15 protein-coding genes are annotated in these 14,085 nt (G+C 61.6%); 12 read left to right on the top strand and 3 right to left on the bottom strand.

Translation table 11 applies throughout. The features are described from left to right. The first annotated feature begins 47 nt into the window (after window positions 1-47). Window positions 48-509 (top strand): hypothetical protein, encoded by a 462-nt coding sequence (locus AB4Y34_RS19845; RefSeq protein WP_176378435.1) that lies wholly within the window; start codon window positions 48-50, stop codon window positions 507-509. A 20-nt stretch (window positions 510-529) separates the two neighbouring features. On the opposite strand, the gene AB4Y34_RS19850 is transcribed toward AB4Y34_RS19845, so the two are convergent. Then, window positions 530-1,033, bottom strand: coding sequence for a flavin reductase family protein (locus AB4Y34_RS19850; protein ID WP_176378434.1), 504 nt, complete (start codon window positions 1,031-1,033; stop codon window positions 530-532). 455 nt (window positions 1,034-1,488) lie between these two features. On the opposite strand from AB4Y34_RS19850, the gene AB4Y34_RS19855 reads away from it, so the two are divergent. Further along, window positions 1,489-1,905, top strand: a complete 417-nt coding sequence (locus AB4Y34_RS19855) for a TadE/TadG family type IV pilus assembly protein (RefSeq protein WP_254905825.1) — start codon at window positions 1,489-1,491, stop codon at window positions 1,903-1,905. 10 nt (window positions 1,906-1,915) lie between these two features. After that, entirely contained in the window at window positions 1,916-3,103 is a 1,188-nt protein-coding gene (locus tag AB4Y34_RS19860) for a pilus assembly protein TadG-related protein (RefSeq protein ID WP_368716944.1), read from the top strand. A gap of 157 nt (window positions 3,104-3,260) precedes the next feature. Here the strand turns inward: AB4Y34_RS19860 and AB4Y34_RS19865 are convergent, their stop codons facing one another. Further along, window positions 3,261-4,151, bottom strand: a complete 891-nt coding sequence (locus tag AB4Y34_RS19865; protein ID WP_176367974.1) for a LysR substrate-binding domain-containing protein — start codon at window positions 4,149-4,151, stop codon at window positions 3,261-3,263. A 112-nt stretch (window positions 4,152-4,263) separates the two neighbouring features. Between AB4Y34_RS19865 and AB4Y34_RS19870 the strand changes: the two genes are divergently transcribed. From AB4Y34_RS19870 to AB4Y34_RS19910, 9 genes are all read left to right on the top strand, one after another. After that, the gene (locus AB4Y34_RS19870; RefSeq protein ID WP_368716945.1) at window positions 4,264-5,511 is read left to right on the top strand and encodes an acyl-CoA dehydrogenase; all 1,248 of its coding nucleotides are present in this window, start codon (window positions 4,264-4,266) and stop codon (window positions 5,509-5,511) included. Between the two features lie 29 nt (window positions 5,512-5,540). Then, window positions 5,541-6,107, top strand: coding sequence for a flavin reductase family protein (locus AB4Y34_RS19875; protein ID WP_176378430.1), 567 nt, complete (start codon window positions 5,541-5,543; stop codon window positions 6,105-6,107). Between the two features lie 13 nt (window positions 6,108-6,120). After that, the gene (locus AB4Y34_RS19880) at window positions 6,121-7,092 is read left to right on the top strand and encodes a VOC family protein (RefSeq protein WP_176378429.1); all 972 of its coding nucleotides are present in this window, start codon (window positions 6,121-6,123) and stop codon (window positions 7,090-7,092) included. Window positions 7,093-7,167: 75 nt separating this feature from the next. After that, complete coding sequence (locus AB4Y34_RS19885; protein WP_368716946.1) at window positions 7,168-8,388, top strand: Bcr/CflA family multidrug efflux MFS transporter; 1,221 nt, start codon at window positions 7,168-7,170, stop codon at window positions 8,386-8,388. Between the two features lie 156 nt (window positions 8,389-8,544). Beyond that, the gene (locus tag AB4Y34_RS19890; RefSeq protein WP_368716947.1) at window positions 8,545-9,081 is read left to right on the top strand and encodes a VOC family protein; all 537 of its coding nucleotides are present in this window, start codon (window positions 8,545-8,547) and stop codon (window positions 9,079-9,081) included. Window positions 9,082-9,176: 95 nt separating this feature from the next. After that, entirely contained in the window at window positions 9,177-10,307 is a 1,131-nt protein-coding gene (locus tag AB4Y34_RS19895) for a porin (protein WP_176378426.1), read from the top strand. A gap of 15 nt (window positions 10,308-10,322) precedes the next feature. Further along, entirely contained in the window at window positions 10,323-11,603 is a 1,281-nt protein-coding gene (locus AB4Y34_RS19900; RefSeq protein WP_368716948.1) for an MFS transporter, read from the top strand. 52 nt (window positions 11,604-11,655) lie between these two features. Then, a complete protein-coding gene (locus tag AB4Y34_RS19905; protein WP_368716949.1) occupies window positions 11,656-12,480 on the top strand; it encodes an alpha/beta fold hydrolase in 825 nt (274 codons plus the stop codon). Further along, window positions 12,477-13,340 carry an alpha/beta fold hydrolase gene (locus tag AB4Y34_RS19910; protein ID WP_368716950.1) on the top strand — a complete coding sequence of 288 codons (864 nt, stop codon included), beginning with the start codon at window positions 12,477-12,479 and terminating at the stop codon, window positions 13,338-13,340. Before AB4Y34_RS19905 ends, AB4Y34_RS19910 begins: the two co-directional genes overlap by 4 nt. A 100-nt stretch (window positions 13,341-13,440) precedes the next feature. Here AB4Y34_RS19910 and AB4Y34_RS19915 read toward each other — a convergent pair. Then, the coding region (locus AB4Y34_RS19915) for a cytochrome P450 (RefSeq protein ID WP_368716951.1) at window positions 13,441-14,085 on the bottom strand (645 nt) is incomplete at its 5' end.

Consider the following 14,085-nt stretch of genomic DNA (forward strand, 5'->3'; position numbering starts at 1 on the left):
ATGCCGTGTCGAGACGGCTGCGCTGCGCCCGCAGAGGGGGAGCGATCATGCGTTGTGGAATCGTTGGTGTATGCACTGGCGTGGCGGGCGCATTTGCGCTGTGTGGCTGCGTCTATTACGGTCCCTATTCGTACTATCCGGGAGCGGGTGGTTACTACGCCTGCACCAGCGGGGCGGCCACCCCCACTACGGAATCAGCGACCGGCAACGCGCCTACGCCGGCAAGCGGGACGGCCGGCGCGAATCCGGCGCAAAACGATTTGCCGTTGTCGGGACAGGATTGCACCTATGTCGCGGTTCCTGCGCCTGCTTATTACGGCTATCCCGGGTATTACGGTTATCCGGGCTATTACGGTTATCCGTACGGCTACCCATACGGTTATCCGTGGCCGGGCTACTACGGATGGTGGGGACCGTCAGTGGTGATCGGAGGCTACTGGGGCGGTGGCTATCATCATGGCGGCTACTACGGCCACTGGCACGGCGGACATGGCGGGCACTGGCATTGAGCAGCCAGCACGCCACCCAACTACGAAAACGTCCCGGGATAAAGGTCCTCGCTCATGTCGAGATTGCCGGTCTGCGCATAAATCAGCGGTTTTCCGCCCGCGCCGGCTAGCGCGCCATCGACGACACGCCCGATCACCACCCGATGATCTCCCGCCGCGATGTCATCGACCACCCGGCACTCGAAATGCGCGAGCGCATCGACCAATAGCGGCGCGCCGGTCACGCCGGTACGCCAGCGAGTCGTCGCGAGCTTGTCGACGGCGCGGCCCGACTGCGTGCCGAAGTGCTCGGCGAGCTTCTGTTGATCCGCGCGCAGCACGCTGATCGCAAACACCGCGCCGCTGCGCAGCAGTTCGTACGACTGATGCTCGGGACTGATGCCGAGCGCGACGAGCAATGGTGCAAACGAAACCTGCATCACCGAGCTTGCGGTGAACGCATTGCGGCGCTCGCCGTTCGCTACGCCGATCACATATACGCCTGAGGTCAGATGCCGGAAAAGCTGCGCGATCCTGTTGCTCATAGGGGATGAACCATTCCAATGTGTTGTCGTCGATCGCCGCTTTGCCGCTATTGCAGAAGAATTGTGCGGCAGCGCGCAGAATTTCCCGCTTTGGCTCGTATGCTTTGAAGCCATAAACGGAAGCCAAAATGACAACCAGATGGCTTCCCGAGGCCCTTCGCATTCAGCAATCACATGCGGAGTTTGGCACTCATCGTCGGGGGACATCATGAGAAATCAAGCGAAGAGCACCGTCGCGATTCCATCATATTTCAAACGTGCCACGTCATCGATGTTACCTCGATGTGTGCTGGCTCGTTGCCGTTCAGTCACCCCAACTTCGATTTCCTGGCGCTAGCCGCGCCGTTGCGAAATACAAGATCGCGTCCACCGAATCAGCGTCCGGAGCAGAGCGCAAGCTTTAGCGAACAGGATGCGGTCGGCGAATGTTGCGTGACCGCGTACGGAGTCAAATGATGAACCTGAAAAAAAAGCAAAAGGGTGTGGTGGCCGTCGAAACCGCGCTCGTACTTCCGCTTCTGTTGCTGATTGTGTTCGGAATCGTCGAGTTCGGCCTGGCTCTGTACGACCAGGCTGTCATCACCAACGCCGCCAGGGAGGGCGCGCGGGCGGGCATCGTGCTAACGAGTCCCAGACCCACGACCACGGACATTACGAGCGTCGTGACCGGCTATACGTCCTCGTACCTGATTTCTTTTGCGGCGAAAAACCCCGCCCCATCGGTCTCGGTGACCAACGCAGGCGGGTCGTTCGGCACCGCGTTGGCGGTCAAGGTCTCGTACACGTTCACGGGGTTGTTGCTCGGCCCCCTGATGAATCCGTTGACTGGGCCGATCACGTTGAGCTCCACGGCCACGATGAACAACGAATGAGAAGAACATCATGCGTAACGTCCATACCCTGCGTACTCAGCGCCGCGTCAAATCGATGAAGAAGCAGAAGGGCGCGGTGGCCATCATGGTCGCGCTGCTGCTGCTTATGCTCCTAAGCTTCACGGCGCTCGCGATCGACATTGGCAACCTGATGGTGGCCCGCACTCAGGCACAGACTGCCGCGGACGCCGCGGCGCTTGCAGGGGCACAGTGCCTGTATGCTCAAGCCAGCAACGCTAGCTGCAACAACGCGAGCGCCGCCAATCCGGATTGGAACGACTCGCAGACCGTGGCTGTTTCGTTCGGGCCGAAGAACAACGTGCAGGGGGCGGCCGTGCAATTGCATACGTCCGATGTCACCACGGGCTATGTGAATGTGACCAATGTTGCGGCTGGTGTATCCCAGGCCACCGTGCCGGTAGCAAGCGGAAAGATCGTGCCCGCGGTCCAGGTGACGGTCCACAAGGACGGGACCGACTCCAACGGGAGCGTCCCGCTGTATCTGGCGCAAGTGCTGAACATCGCGTCGCTGAAGACGAGTGCGACGGCGACCGCGGTCGTGGCTAGTCCGGGAACCGCTGAAGTTGGGGCACTGTTCCCGATCGTGATGTCGCAATGCCTGTACAACTCCTACTGGAATTCGGCGACCAACTCCCCCAAGCTTGCTACCAGTACAACGGACCCCCAAGCGGCCAACAACGGCACGCCCATTCCGCAGACGAGCGGCCAACCGTACATCTTCGGGATCAGAGCGTCGTACCAGGCCGCCAATTGCAACGCAGGACAATGGACGTCCCTCTCTTCTGCTAACAGCCAGCTTGGTTCCGACGCCATAGTCGGGTTGATGACGAGCGGAAACGCGAGCCCGATGTCTATCGGCCAACCGATCTATCTTGAAACGGGCCTGAATAGCAATGCGTTCCACAATGTTGGAACCTGTAGTCAGGTCCCGGTGGGTTCGGCGGGTAGTTGTGCCTGGGTGACGGTAGCCGTGGTGAGTAATGTTACGGGGGGACAGGGGAGTACTCCGCCGATCGTCGCATTCGGGTGCCTGCACATCCTGAACGAGACCGGCAGCGGCACCAACGCACTGATCACCGTTCAGATGGGCAACGATCCGAACTACTGCAAAAACAGCCAGATGGACGGCATCGGCCCTAACTATGGGACGATCATGATGCCCCGGTTGGTTCAGTAAGATTGCCATCGAGGCGCGCTTCACGGCATGGCACCTCTGCGGCGTAGCAGAAGCCCGCCTCAACGCTGTTCGACCAGGATGCCAACACCCACTCAGCGCGACTCAACCTGTAGTCGCTGACTCGACAATGCCGTGCGCAGTGTCCCTGGCCACGCGCTCATATCGACGCTCGAAGCCGCGCCAACAGCCACTTTTTGAAAATCTTGAGTTTCGGGTTGAGGTCCTCCCCCTTACGGTAAAGGAGGTGGTACCCGTGTTGGATGGTGCATGTGTGCGGGATGGCCTGCACCAACCGCCCGTCCCGGAAGTCCTGCTGAAACAGGAACAAGGGCACCAATCCGAAGCCGAGGCCTGACATGGCGGCTTCGCGCATCATCAGCATCTGCAGAAAGCGCGGGGATTTGCCGAGGCTTGGCATCTGCAGCCCGTGCTGTTCGAAAAACTTCTGCCAAGGTTCTTCGCGCGTGCCGGCAATGCTCAGCAACGGGGCCGTGAGCAAGTCGGCGGGTTCATGCACATCGACCTGCTGCTTCATGCGCGGCGAGCAAACCACGCCCGCCTCGGTCGTGTCGAGCAGGCAGATCGAATCGTAACCGGGCCACGGGGGCGAGCCATAACGGATGCGAGCATGGACGGGCGCGTCGTAATCAAGTTCCTTGAGTTCCTCGGCCAGCACGTCCACCTGGATATCCGGGAATTTGGCGCGGAACTCGCTGATGTTTTGGACCAGCCAGAGGGTGAAGCCAACGTTGACGGAAAGGATCAGCGTCGACTGGTCTGCGCTTTCCTTCAGCCGGCTGCCCGCCTCGGCAATCTGGTTCAGGCCCACCGTAATCTGTTCGTGATAGGTCCTGCCGACGGGTGTCAGTGAAATCCAGCGGCCATTGCGTTCGAACAGGCGAACCTCGAGTTGTTCCTCGAGCGTCTGGATCATGCGGCTGATCGCGCCCTGGGTCACGTGGAGTTCGGCGGCCGCCGCGGTAAAGCTTTGCAGGCGGGCAGCGACCTCGAAATATCTGACGGCTGTCAGAGAGGGAAGGCGCTTCATTTCAAACGTTCTTGCATGAGTTGAACTCATTCTAACGTACAAGGAATCGTTTTAGATCGGGTACTTACCCCACCTACACTGTGCTCACTCGAACTACATCGATAGAGACGACATGAACGCAGTGATTGAAACCCAACCCTTCACGGCCACCGAGGGCGAAGCGTACCGCCAGCGCGCGCTGAAAGCGGGCGAGGCATTCCTGAAGGCTGTCGACGCGATCCTTCCGGTGCTGCGCGCAGGCCGCGAGCAGTCCGAGCGCGAGTGTCGCGTTCCCGATGCCAGCGTCGAGGCCATGCTCGATGCCGGCGTGTTCCGCAGCCTCACGCCGCTGCAATACGGCGGCCTGGAACTCTCTCCGGCGGACTTCTACGACGGCCTGATGCGCATTGCCCAATGCGACAGTTCCGCGGCGTGGATCGCCGGCCAGATCGTCTGCCACAACCTCGAAATCGCGGCGATGGACCCGCAGATGCACGAGGATTTCTGGGGCGTCTACGGTCCGGACGCCCGTGCCTCCAGCTCTTACGCGCCGCTCGGCAAGACCGAACCGACCGAGGGCGGCTATATCCTCGATGGCAGATGGACCTTCTCCAGTGGCGTCGATTTTGCGCACTATGTCGTGCTCGGCGGTGGTGAGCGCAATTTCCTGGTGCCTATCAAGGACCTGGTCATCGACCACGACAGCTGGGACGTGCAAGGCCTGCGCGGCACCGGCAGCAAGGCGGTCACGGCGAACAAGGTGTTCGTGCCGAATCACCGCATCCACGTGATGGTCGATGTCGTCAACGACATCAACCCTGGCTACGAGGCGATCCAGACACCGCTGTATCGCGGCGTGTCGTGGATGACGGTGTTCTACGCGACGGCTGCCAATACCGTGATCGGCACGGCGCTGGAAGGCGTGAACCTGTTTCTTGAACAGTCCCGCAATCGTTATACGAAGATGGGCACCGGGGCACGCCTGGCCGAAAACCCCATCCTCCATCTGAAGCTCGCGGACGCGTTGACCCGCATCAACGACATTCGCACGCGGACCCTGAACAACTGGCGGCATATTTTCGATCAGGCCTGCAAGGGCGAACCGATTTCGCATCTGGAGCGTCTGCGCGTGCGCTTCGAATCGGCCGATTCGTTCGCCGCCTGCTTCGATGTCCTGCATGACATCTGGCCGATGGTCGGCGCAGTGGCTTCGCAGAGCTCCAATCCGATGCAGCTGATCTTCCGCAACCTGATGGCGGCGCGCACGCACGGCACCGGCGGCAAGGAGCTCGCGGCGAGCGCTTATTCGCGGGCGCTTCTGGGTCTGCCGGCGCCCGAATTCAAGGTCAACGACTTCGCTACTGCCGCCTATTGGCGCTAATCCCGCAGACATCACGGAGCGAAAACGCAATGATGATTCAACAGCAATTCGTCGCGGACAAGCGGCAGTGGGCCCTGCTGGAGCGTGGCCGCCCGCTGGATGACAGCCGCTCATTCCGACGCTGCCTTGGTCAGTATCCGACTGGGGTGACGGTGATCACGGCCAGTCATGACGGCGGTCCGGTCGGCATGACGGTGAATTCCTTCGCCTCTGTCTCGCTGGACCCGCCATTGATCCTGTGGTCGATCCGGCGCGAGTCGAGAAATGTCGAGGCTTTCAGGAGCGCAGAGCATTTCGTGGTGAACATGCTCGCGCATGACCAGGTCCAGGTGTCGCAGTGGTTCTGCACGAGTCATCCGGAGAAGTTCGAGCTGGTGTCGTGGGTGGCAGGGCTCGGCGGTGCGCCGTTGATCTACGGTGCGGTTGCGCAGCTGGAATGCCAGCGCGTTTCCGTCCAGGAAGCCGGCGATCACCTGATCCTGATCGGCGAGGTCAAGCAATACGCGCATTTCGACGGCAAGCCCCTGACGTTCAGCAATGGCGAATACGCGATGACGCAAGGACTGCCGCGCGAGCATCACGGCGCACCCAATTGACAGGGGATTCAAATTGCAAATCCAGGAAATCGGCTATCTGGGCATCGACGCCACCAACATGGACGAGTGGCGTGCGTTCGCAACGGACTACATCGGATTCGAAGTCCGTTCGCTGGCTCAGGAGTGTCTCGGCCTGCGCATGGATGACTATGCCTGGCGCCTGTGCGTGCGTCCGGCGCAGCGCAATGGCGTCGGGTTTATGGGCATGAAGGTCGACGGCCTCGAAGCCTTGGAGACAGTGCGCGATGAAATGACCGCGGCGGGCATTCCGGTGCACGAAAGCAACGCTGTAGAGCGGTGCGAACGCAGCGTGCAGCACATGTTGTGGGTATCTGACCCAGACGGCAATCGTGTCGAATTTTTCGTTGGACGTAGTACCGACGCGAGCCCCTTCAAGCCGGGCCGCCCGATCGGAGGCTTCCGTACCGGTTCGCTCGGGTTCGGCCACGTTGTCATCGGCACTCCGCTTCTGGAGGAGATGGAATATTTCTACATGAAGGTGCTCGGCTTCGGCCTGACCGACTATATGGAAGGGGACATCAAGGTGCGCTTTATCCATGCCAATGAGCGGCATCACTCGCTGGCGCTGGTCAAAACCCCTGCCAGATTCCTGCATCACGTGATGGTCGAATACAAGTTCATGGACGATGTCGGCCGGCTATACGACAAGGCGTTGACCATGCCGGGCATGATCCAGACGAGTCTCGGCCGACACGGGAATGACCACATGCTGTCTTTCTATTCGAAGACGCCCGGTGGATTTCTCATCGAAACGGGGTGGGGTGGCCGGCTGATCGATCGCGAAAGCTGGAAGCCAGAGGAGCTCTGGTGCATGAGCCTGTGGGGGCACGAGCGTAGCTGGGAGACGCCTGAAAATCGGCTCAAGCAGCGCGAGCAAAACGCGCTGGCCGCCAGCAGGGGAGCGCTGGCACCGGTTGAAATCAACGGCGAAGGCGGATTCGTGAGTCGCGATGCCGCGATCTGATGGCGTGCAGTGAGTGTGCCCGCCCGCCGGTTTTTTCTGGCGAATAAGAACCGAACCGCTTCCAACGGAATTGCGATGCCCCACCTGACTCGACGCCGGCCGGATCGGCGGCTGATCCTGTTGCTTGGCGCGCTTGCCGCCTGCGGTCCGCTCGGGACCGATATCTATCTGCCGAGCCTGCCGGCGATTGCCGGATCGTTCGGCGTCCCGGCCGCCGCTGCGGCGGCAACGCTGACGGCTTTTATCGCCGGGTTCTCGATCGGCATGGTGCTGTACGGTCCGATCTCCGACGCGTACGGGCGGCGTCCGGTGCTGCTCGCCGGTCTCGGCCTGTTCGTTGTCGCCAGCGTTGCATGCTGGCTCTCGGCCTCCATTAACCAACTCATAGTGATGCGCTTTTTGCAGGCGCTCGGGGCAGGCGCTGCCTCGGTGCTTGCGCGGACCATCGCGCGTGATGCGCACGAGCCCGGCGAAGCGTCGAAGGTGCTGTCGATGGTCGCGCTGGTCACCTCGGTCGGACCGCTGCTCGCGCCGTTGATCGGGGGGCAACTGTTGCTGCTCGGCGACTGGCGCACGGTATTCGTCGCACTGACGCTGTTCGGCGCGTTCTGTTCAGTGGCCGCGTGGCTGCGTGTGCCGGAAACGTGGCCGCGGGAGAAGCGCGCTAACCAGGCCGTGTTGCAGTCGTTCGCCGCATACGGGCGGCTGCTGCGCGATCCGGCCGTCTGGGGGCATCTGCTGTGCGGCGGGATGGTGTTTGCCGCGATGTTCACCTACATCACGGAGACGCCGTTCGTCTATATCCAGTATTTCCATATCTCGCCGCAGCACTATGGCCTGTTCTTCGCACTGAATGTGCTCGGCATCATGGCCGGCAACTTTCTGAACACGCGCTATGTCGGCCGGTTCGGCGTGTTGCGGATGATTTCCGCCGCATCGACGCTCTCGTCTGGCGCAGCACTGTTCGTCGCTTTTGCATGCTTGACCGGGTGGGGCGAGCTGTGGTCGATGGTGGCCGGACTGTGCTGCGTCATCGGCGTGGTGGGACTGCTTTCCGCCAATTGCGCGACCGGTCTGATGTCGCGCTATCCAGACAATGCCGGCGCGGCAGCGGCGCTGTTCGGCGCGACCCAGCTCGCCTTCGGCGCGCTGGCGAGCTTCGTCGTCGGACTGTTTCCGGGGATCTCGCCGGCCGGCATGGGCTGGACCATCGGCGTGTGCGGCGTGCTCGGCTACGTCGGCAGGGTTTTGATCGTGCGGGGACATGGACGAGAGGCACTGGCGCTGTCGACGTGAATGTAATGAGGGCGCCTGGATGATCTGAAGTCATTCAAGCCGCGAAAATGTTGCTTTGTCATAGAGTTTCGGGCCCGTAACCTTGGCTCATGGAGTGCCACGGACGACGGCCCGTCGATCAAATACCAGAACGACCCATCTAACAGGAGACTCAGCATGTCACAGGCACTCAAGGCCAGATTCAAACACGTCGGCATCCATGTGATCGATGTCGACACGATGGTGGAGTTTTACCAGCGATGGTTTGGCCTGGTGAAGACGGACGAGGGTAGCGGGCCTGTCGGCAAGGGCGTATTCCTGAGCTCGGACCCCACCGAACATCATCAGATCGTGTTCGTGGCCGGGCGTGAACCCGGCAGCAAATCCATCATAAATCAGCTGTCGTTCATGGTCGATGGGCTGCCCGAGCTGAAAGCCTATTACAAGCGGGCGCAGGACGAAGATCGCAAGATTACCCAGGTCAAGAGTCACGGCAACTCGCTGAGCCTCTACGTGCTCGATCCAGAAGGCAATCAGATGGAAATCTATTGCGACACGCCCTGGTATGTCAGCCAGCCGGTCAGCCTGCCGCTGGACCTGACCCAGTCCGATGAGGAAATCCTCGCCGGGGTGGAGCGCGCGGTGCGCGCCAATCCGACCTTTATGATGCAGGACCAGTGGGTGAAGCAGGCGAGGCAGCTGATGGCCGGCTGATACAAGGCCGGCCTGATGGAGCAGGTCGGCATCCCCATCACTAGTTCTGCAAATTAAAAAATGGCGGCACGACCGCCAATCAGGAGACAGCAGCAATGAAGTATCGAGTATTGGCGGCGACTTTTGCTGCGATGTTCGCAGGGGCCGCGCACGCGCAAAGCAGTGTCACGCTTTACGGCATCATCGACGACGGCCTCAGCTACATCAGCAACCAGGGCGGCCACAGCACCTTCAAGATGGACAGCGGCGTGGTCGCGTCGGACCGCTGGGGCTTGACGGGCAAGGAGGACCTGGGGGGCGGCCTGCGAGCCGTCTTCACGCTGGAAAACGGCTTCGACGTCAATTCGGGTGCTGCGGGGCAGGGTGGCGCGCTGTTCGGGCGGCGCGCATTCGTCGGCCTGTCGAGCGACCGGTTCGGTACGCTGATCGCCGGTAACGATTACGACTTCATCTACGACTACGTGACGTTCTACACGAACACGGCACAGTTCGGCGGCGTGTACTCGTTCCATCTCGGCTACGACATCGACCGGCTGGCGGGCGAGCAGGTGCACAACATGGTGCGCTACGAGACCCCGAACATCGCCGGTTTCGGCGCCGGCGCAATGTATGGCTTCAGCAATACGGCAGGCGCGTTCGGCGGTTCCCCAACGGCGCCCCGGACGATCAGCGTGGGCCTCAAGTACAGCCCGACCGGCAGCTTCAATGCGCCCTATTCGTTCGGCGCGGCATTCACGAAAGTCGACGGCGGCTATAGCGTGCCGGGAGCGGGCACGATCGCCCAATATGCGCTGGGTGCGAAATCGATCTACACCGCGGCTCTCGGCGGACTCGTGAAACTCGGCAATTTCGCCATCAACGGCGTGTACACCTATACCAACGCGTCTGACACTCCGCTCGGCACGGTGACCGTGAACGCCTATGAAGGCGGACTGAGCTGGCATCCGGCGCCGGATTTCCTGGTAGGCGCGGGCCTCGCCTATGTCGATCAGCGCAAGCTCGGCAAGTACAACATCGGGACTTTCGGTGTCGACTATCGGCTGTCGAAACGCACCGACCTGTTCACGGTCGGCACCTGGCAGCACGCGTTTGCGGGCGCGAAAGTGGCAGGAAATTTCTATGCGGTGACGCCGTATTCGCAGTCACCGACGATGCCCAACGGTGTGGGTGCATCGTCGACGCGGACGCAAACGATCGTGCAACTCGGCATTCGCCACGTGTTTTAAGAAGGAGAGAAGATTATGAGCAGCAGTCCTCTTGGCACGAAAATGATGCCCTCGCTCGAAGCAACGTCGAAGATGACCCGATCCGCGGGCCTGTGGATCGTTTGTGGTGCCGCCATCGGCCTGATGTTCGGCTTCGGGCCTCTTTTTTTCAGCGTCGCGGGCGTGTTCCTGAAGCCCATGGCGGCGACCTTTGGCTGGGGCCGCTCCGACGTGGCGGTGCTGCCGATGTTCTCGCTGATAGGGACGACGCTAGGAGCGCCGGCAGTCGGCTTTCTTGCCGATCGGCTAGGCTGGAGCAAGGTCGTCGCGGGTTCGATCGCGCTTCTCGCGGTTTCGCTGGTTGCGCTTGCAGTTGCGCCGGCTAATCACGCCTATTTCGCCGCGGTCGGTTTCCTGATCGGCTTTCTCGGCTCGGGGACCACGCCCGCAGGCTACCTGGGCGTACTGCCGCGCGTCTTCGACAAGCGCCTCGGCATGGCGTTCGGGTTCGCGATGATCGGTACCGGTGTGGGTGGCTTCTTCGCACCCATCGCCGCCAACCGGCTGGGCGTGATGATGGACTGGCGCCATTGGTTTGGCGCGAGCGCGCTGGTGGTGCTGGTGCTCGGCTTCGTTGCGCATCGGCTGATGTTCCGCAATCTGCCGGAACAGAAGTACTTTGCCGCGGATGCAAGGGCGGCGGCATCGGTCGACCCGGGGCTCACGCTCGGCGAAGCGGTGCGCGGCTATCGCTTCTGGCTGCTCGCGATCGTCATGTTCCTGATTTCGAGCGCGATTCTTGGCGGCTTCGTGCATCTTGCTCCGTTCGTTAGCGACCGGGGGCTTGGACACGATGTCGGTGCACAGGCGGCGGGCTTCGTCGGTGCGGGTCTCGCGATTGCGCGGGTGGGGCTTGGCGCAGTGCTCGACCGCGTGTTTGCTCCATTCGTGGCCTGTGCAGCGTTCTTTGTCGGCGCGGTGGGTTTTGCGATCTTCCTCACTGGCGCCGCGCACGTGCCGGCGTTGATCATTCTGGCGGCGTTGCTGCTCGGCATTTCGACGGGCTCGGAAGGGGATCTGATTCCGTTCCTCGCGCGCAAGTATTTCGGCAATCGCTCGTTCGGTTCGATTTACGGCTGCCTGTTCGGCGCGGCGACGCTGGGCGGCGCGGCCGGCCCGTTCCTGTACGGCCTTGCATTCGACCGCCTGGGCTCATATGCGCTGGTGCACGAAGTCTCGCTGGTTGCGTGCGTCGTCGGCGCTGCCGCGATCCTGCTGCTTGGGCGCTACCCGGCAATGAAGGCCGCGGGCGAGTAACGATTGGGATGACACTTCAATGATGCTGACAAGAGACAACACTTCGAAATTCGTGCAGGCGGGCGCCGTCAAGGTGCACTATCACGAGGCCGGTACGGGGCCCGTCCTGCTGTGCATTCATGGCGGTGCGCCAGGTGCTTTCGGCTGGGGAAACTTCGGCCGCAACCTGAAGGCGCTGTCGCGCCATTTCCGCACGCTCATCGTCGACCTGCCGGGCTACGGCAAATCCGACAAGCCGCAGATCGAGGGGCCGCGCACCAGTTTCTATGCGCGCACCTTCCGCGACATGCTCGAGGCGCTGGGCATCGCCAACGCGCATGTAATGGGTCTCGCGACCGGCGGTTCGGTAGCCTTGAAGATGGCGATCGACTATCCAGAGCTGATCGATCGCCTGGTGGTGATCAGTGCGCCCGGCGGGCTATCGCTTTTCCAGCCCATGCCGCCCAGGCCGGATACGCACAATTACTACGCCGGCGAAGGTCCGAGCATGGAGCGCATGCGTGCCAATCTCGAGCGGCTCGTCTACGACCCGACGATCCTCACCGACGAGGTGATCCGCGAACGCTACGAGGCGAGTATCGAGCCCGAGTTCATGAATCAGGCGCCGGAAGGTCACGGCGGCAAGCCGGGGCAGACACTGGAGCCGTTGTGGCAGGACCTGCACAAGATTCAGGCCGAGACGCTCGTCATCTGGGGACGTAATAACCAGACGATCAACTACGACAATGCCCTGTTCATGTTGACCCGCATTCCCCGGGCGCGCGTCCATATCCATGGCAACTGTGGACTGTGGGTGCCCTACGAGAAGATGGAAGAATTCAACAGTAATGTCACCGGCTTTCTGTCGGTGGACCTGACGGCGAGGCCTGCACAATGAAGAAGCACACCAGCATCTGGCAACACCTATTCAAGACGCCCCACAAGCTGGCGTGGGTCGATGCCGCCGGTGTCGATACGCGCTATCTGGAAGCCGGTCCGGCCGATGCGCCGGTGGTGATTCTGCTGCATGGCACGGCGGGTAGCCTGGAGAATTTCGGCGCGAACTATGCGGCGTATGCCGGCCATTTCCGGGTCATCGGTCTGGACATGCTTGGCTGCGGCTGGACCGACAAGCCCGATTACGACTACCTGATCGAGGACTACGTCGAGCACGTGCGCGGCTTCGTGGACGCCATGGGTATCGCGAGAGCCGCGGTTGTCGGCGTGTCTCTGGGCGCCTGGGTGGGCGCGGCACTGGCATTGGCCCATCCGGCTCGTGTCGACAAGCTGGTGCTGGTGGCCCCCGCGGGCATCATCGTCGATCCGGAAGAGGAGCGACGCTTTGCCGAAGATGTGCGCAAGAGCCGATCTTCCGCCGCGGCCGAACCTGGCTGGGAAACTGTTTCCGCTGCCTTGAAAGCGCTGCTTCTGGACCCTGAGGCACTGTCCGACGAACTGGTTGGCGTGCGCCTCGAGATTTACCGCGACCCGCGCATGAAGGCAGCCATGCCCCGTCTTCTGGCCTTCTCACTGGGCGGCCAGGCCCTCAGCGAGGAAGAGTGGCGCAGCCTGACCCTGCCTGTCCAGGTGATCGCTGCCGTTGATGCGCCCAATATGTTTCTCAGCAACGCCCATGCGATCGCCAGGACCGTACCGAACGCGCAGCTCGTGGAAATCAAGGGCTGTGACCACTGGGCACAGTACGAACAGCCCGAGAGATTCAATCAGGAGAGCATTGCATTTCTGCAAGAAGCCTGATCATGCAGTCGCCGAGCGCTAACCTGGCGTCATGGAGCAGGCCTGGCGCCGATGGTGTTCAAAACCGGCGCCAGTGTCACTCACGCTCTTTGATCTTGCATCAGTTGACTGCGCGCTTCGCGTCGGAATCCCACAAAAGCGATACACGCGTCACGCAGTTCACCATTCCCCCTTCGAAGCTGATTTCGCCATCCGGATCCAGCGAGAAGTCGGGAATGCGTTTAAACCACTCCTCGAGGAACACGCGAATCTCGCTGCGCGCAAGCAGCGCACCGGCGCAGCGATGAGGACCGTTGCCGAAGGCCGCATGTTGCGAAGCATTGGCACGTGCGAAGTCTGCATGCATCGGGCACTTGAACTTGCGCTCGTCCATACCGTGTAGGAGCGGACGGACGTACACCCGATCGCCCGCTTTGAAATGCAGGCCCTTGTATTCGAAGTCGCGCGTCATCACCCGGCCTGTGCTCGAAGGCGCGAACATGCGCAGCAATTCCTCCACCGCGTTCCCCGCCAGCTCCGGGTGTTCCGCCAGCTGACGACGATGCGCGGGATTGCGAGCGAGATAGAGCACCGCAAAGCCCATGGTGGACGCGACAGTGTCGAGTCCGCCGAAGATGACGTTGACCATCATGCCGCGGATCTCTTGCTCCGTGAGGGGCCTGCCGAATACGGTTCCATTCACTATCGCGCTGATCAGGTCCGTACCCGGCTCTTTCTGGCGCTCACGAATGATGCTCTCCAGGTA

The sequence above is a fragment of the Paraburkholderia sp. BR10954 genome, assembly GCF_040965775.1.
Classification (GTDB): domain Bacteria; phylum Pseudomonadota; class Gammaproteobacteria; order Burkholderiales; family Burkholderiaceae; genus Paraburkholderia; species Paraburkholderia youngii.

Excerpts from the sequence above, each read along its gene's own strand:
- AB4Y34_RS19900 (WP_368716948.1), top strand. The coding sequence starts at position 10,323 with ATGAGCAGCAGTCCTCTTGGCACGAAAATGATGCCCTCGCTCGAAGCA.
- AB4Y34_RS19890 (WP_368716947.1), top strand. The coding sequence starts at position 8,545 with ATGTCACAGGCACTCAAGGCCAGATTCAAACACGTCGGCATCCATGTG.
- AB4Y34_RS19845 (WP_176378435.1), top strand. The coding sequence starts at position 48 with ATGCGTTGTGGAATCGTTGGTGTATGCACTGGCGTGGCGGGCGCATTT.
- AB4Y34_RS19875 (WP_176378430.1), top strand. The coding sequence starts at position 5,541 with ATGATGATTCAACAGCAATTCGTCGCGGACAAGCGGCAGTGGGCCCTG.
- AB4Y34_RS19870 (WP_368716945.1), top strand. The coding sequence starts at position 4,264 with ATGAACGCAGTGATTGAAACCCAACCCTTCACGGCCACCGAGGGCGAA.
- AB4Y34_RS19885 (WP_368716946.1), top strand. The coding sequence starts at position 7,168 with ATGCCCCACCTGACTCGACGCCGGCCGGATCGGCGGCTGATCCTGTTG.
- AB4Y34_RS19855 (WP_254905825.1), top strand. The coding sequence starts at position 1,489 with ATGAACCTGAAAAAAAAGCAAAAGGGTGTGGTGGCCGTCGAAACCGCG.
- AB4Y34_RS19895 (WP_176378426.1), top strand. The coding sequence starts at position 9,177 with ATGAAGTATCGAGTATTGGCGGCGACTTTTGCTGCGATGTTCGCAGGG.
- AB4Y34_RS19865 (WP_176367974.1), bottom strand. The coding sequence starts at position 4,151 with ATGAAGCGCCTTCCCTCTCTGACAGCCGTCAGATATTTCGAGGTCGCT.
- AB4Y34_RS19910 (WP_368716950.1), top strand. The coding sequence starts at position 12,477 with ATGAAGAAGCACACCAGCATCTGGCAACACCTATTCAAGACGCCCCAC.
- AB4Y34_RS19850 (WP_176378434.1), bottom strand. The coding sequence starts at position 1,033 with ATGAGCAACAGGATCGCGCAGCTTTTCCGGCATCTGACCTCAGGCGTA.
- AB4Y34_RS19860 (WP_368716944.1), top strand. The coding sequence starts at position 1,916 with ATGCGTAACGTCCATACCCTGCGTACTCAGCGCCGCGTCAAATCGATG.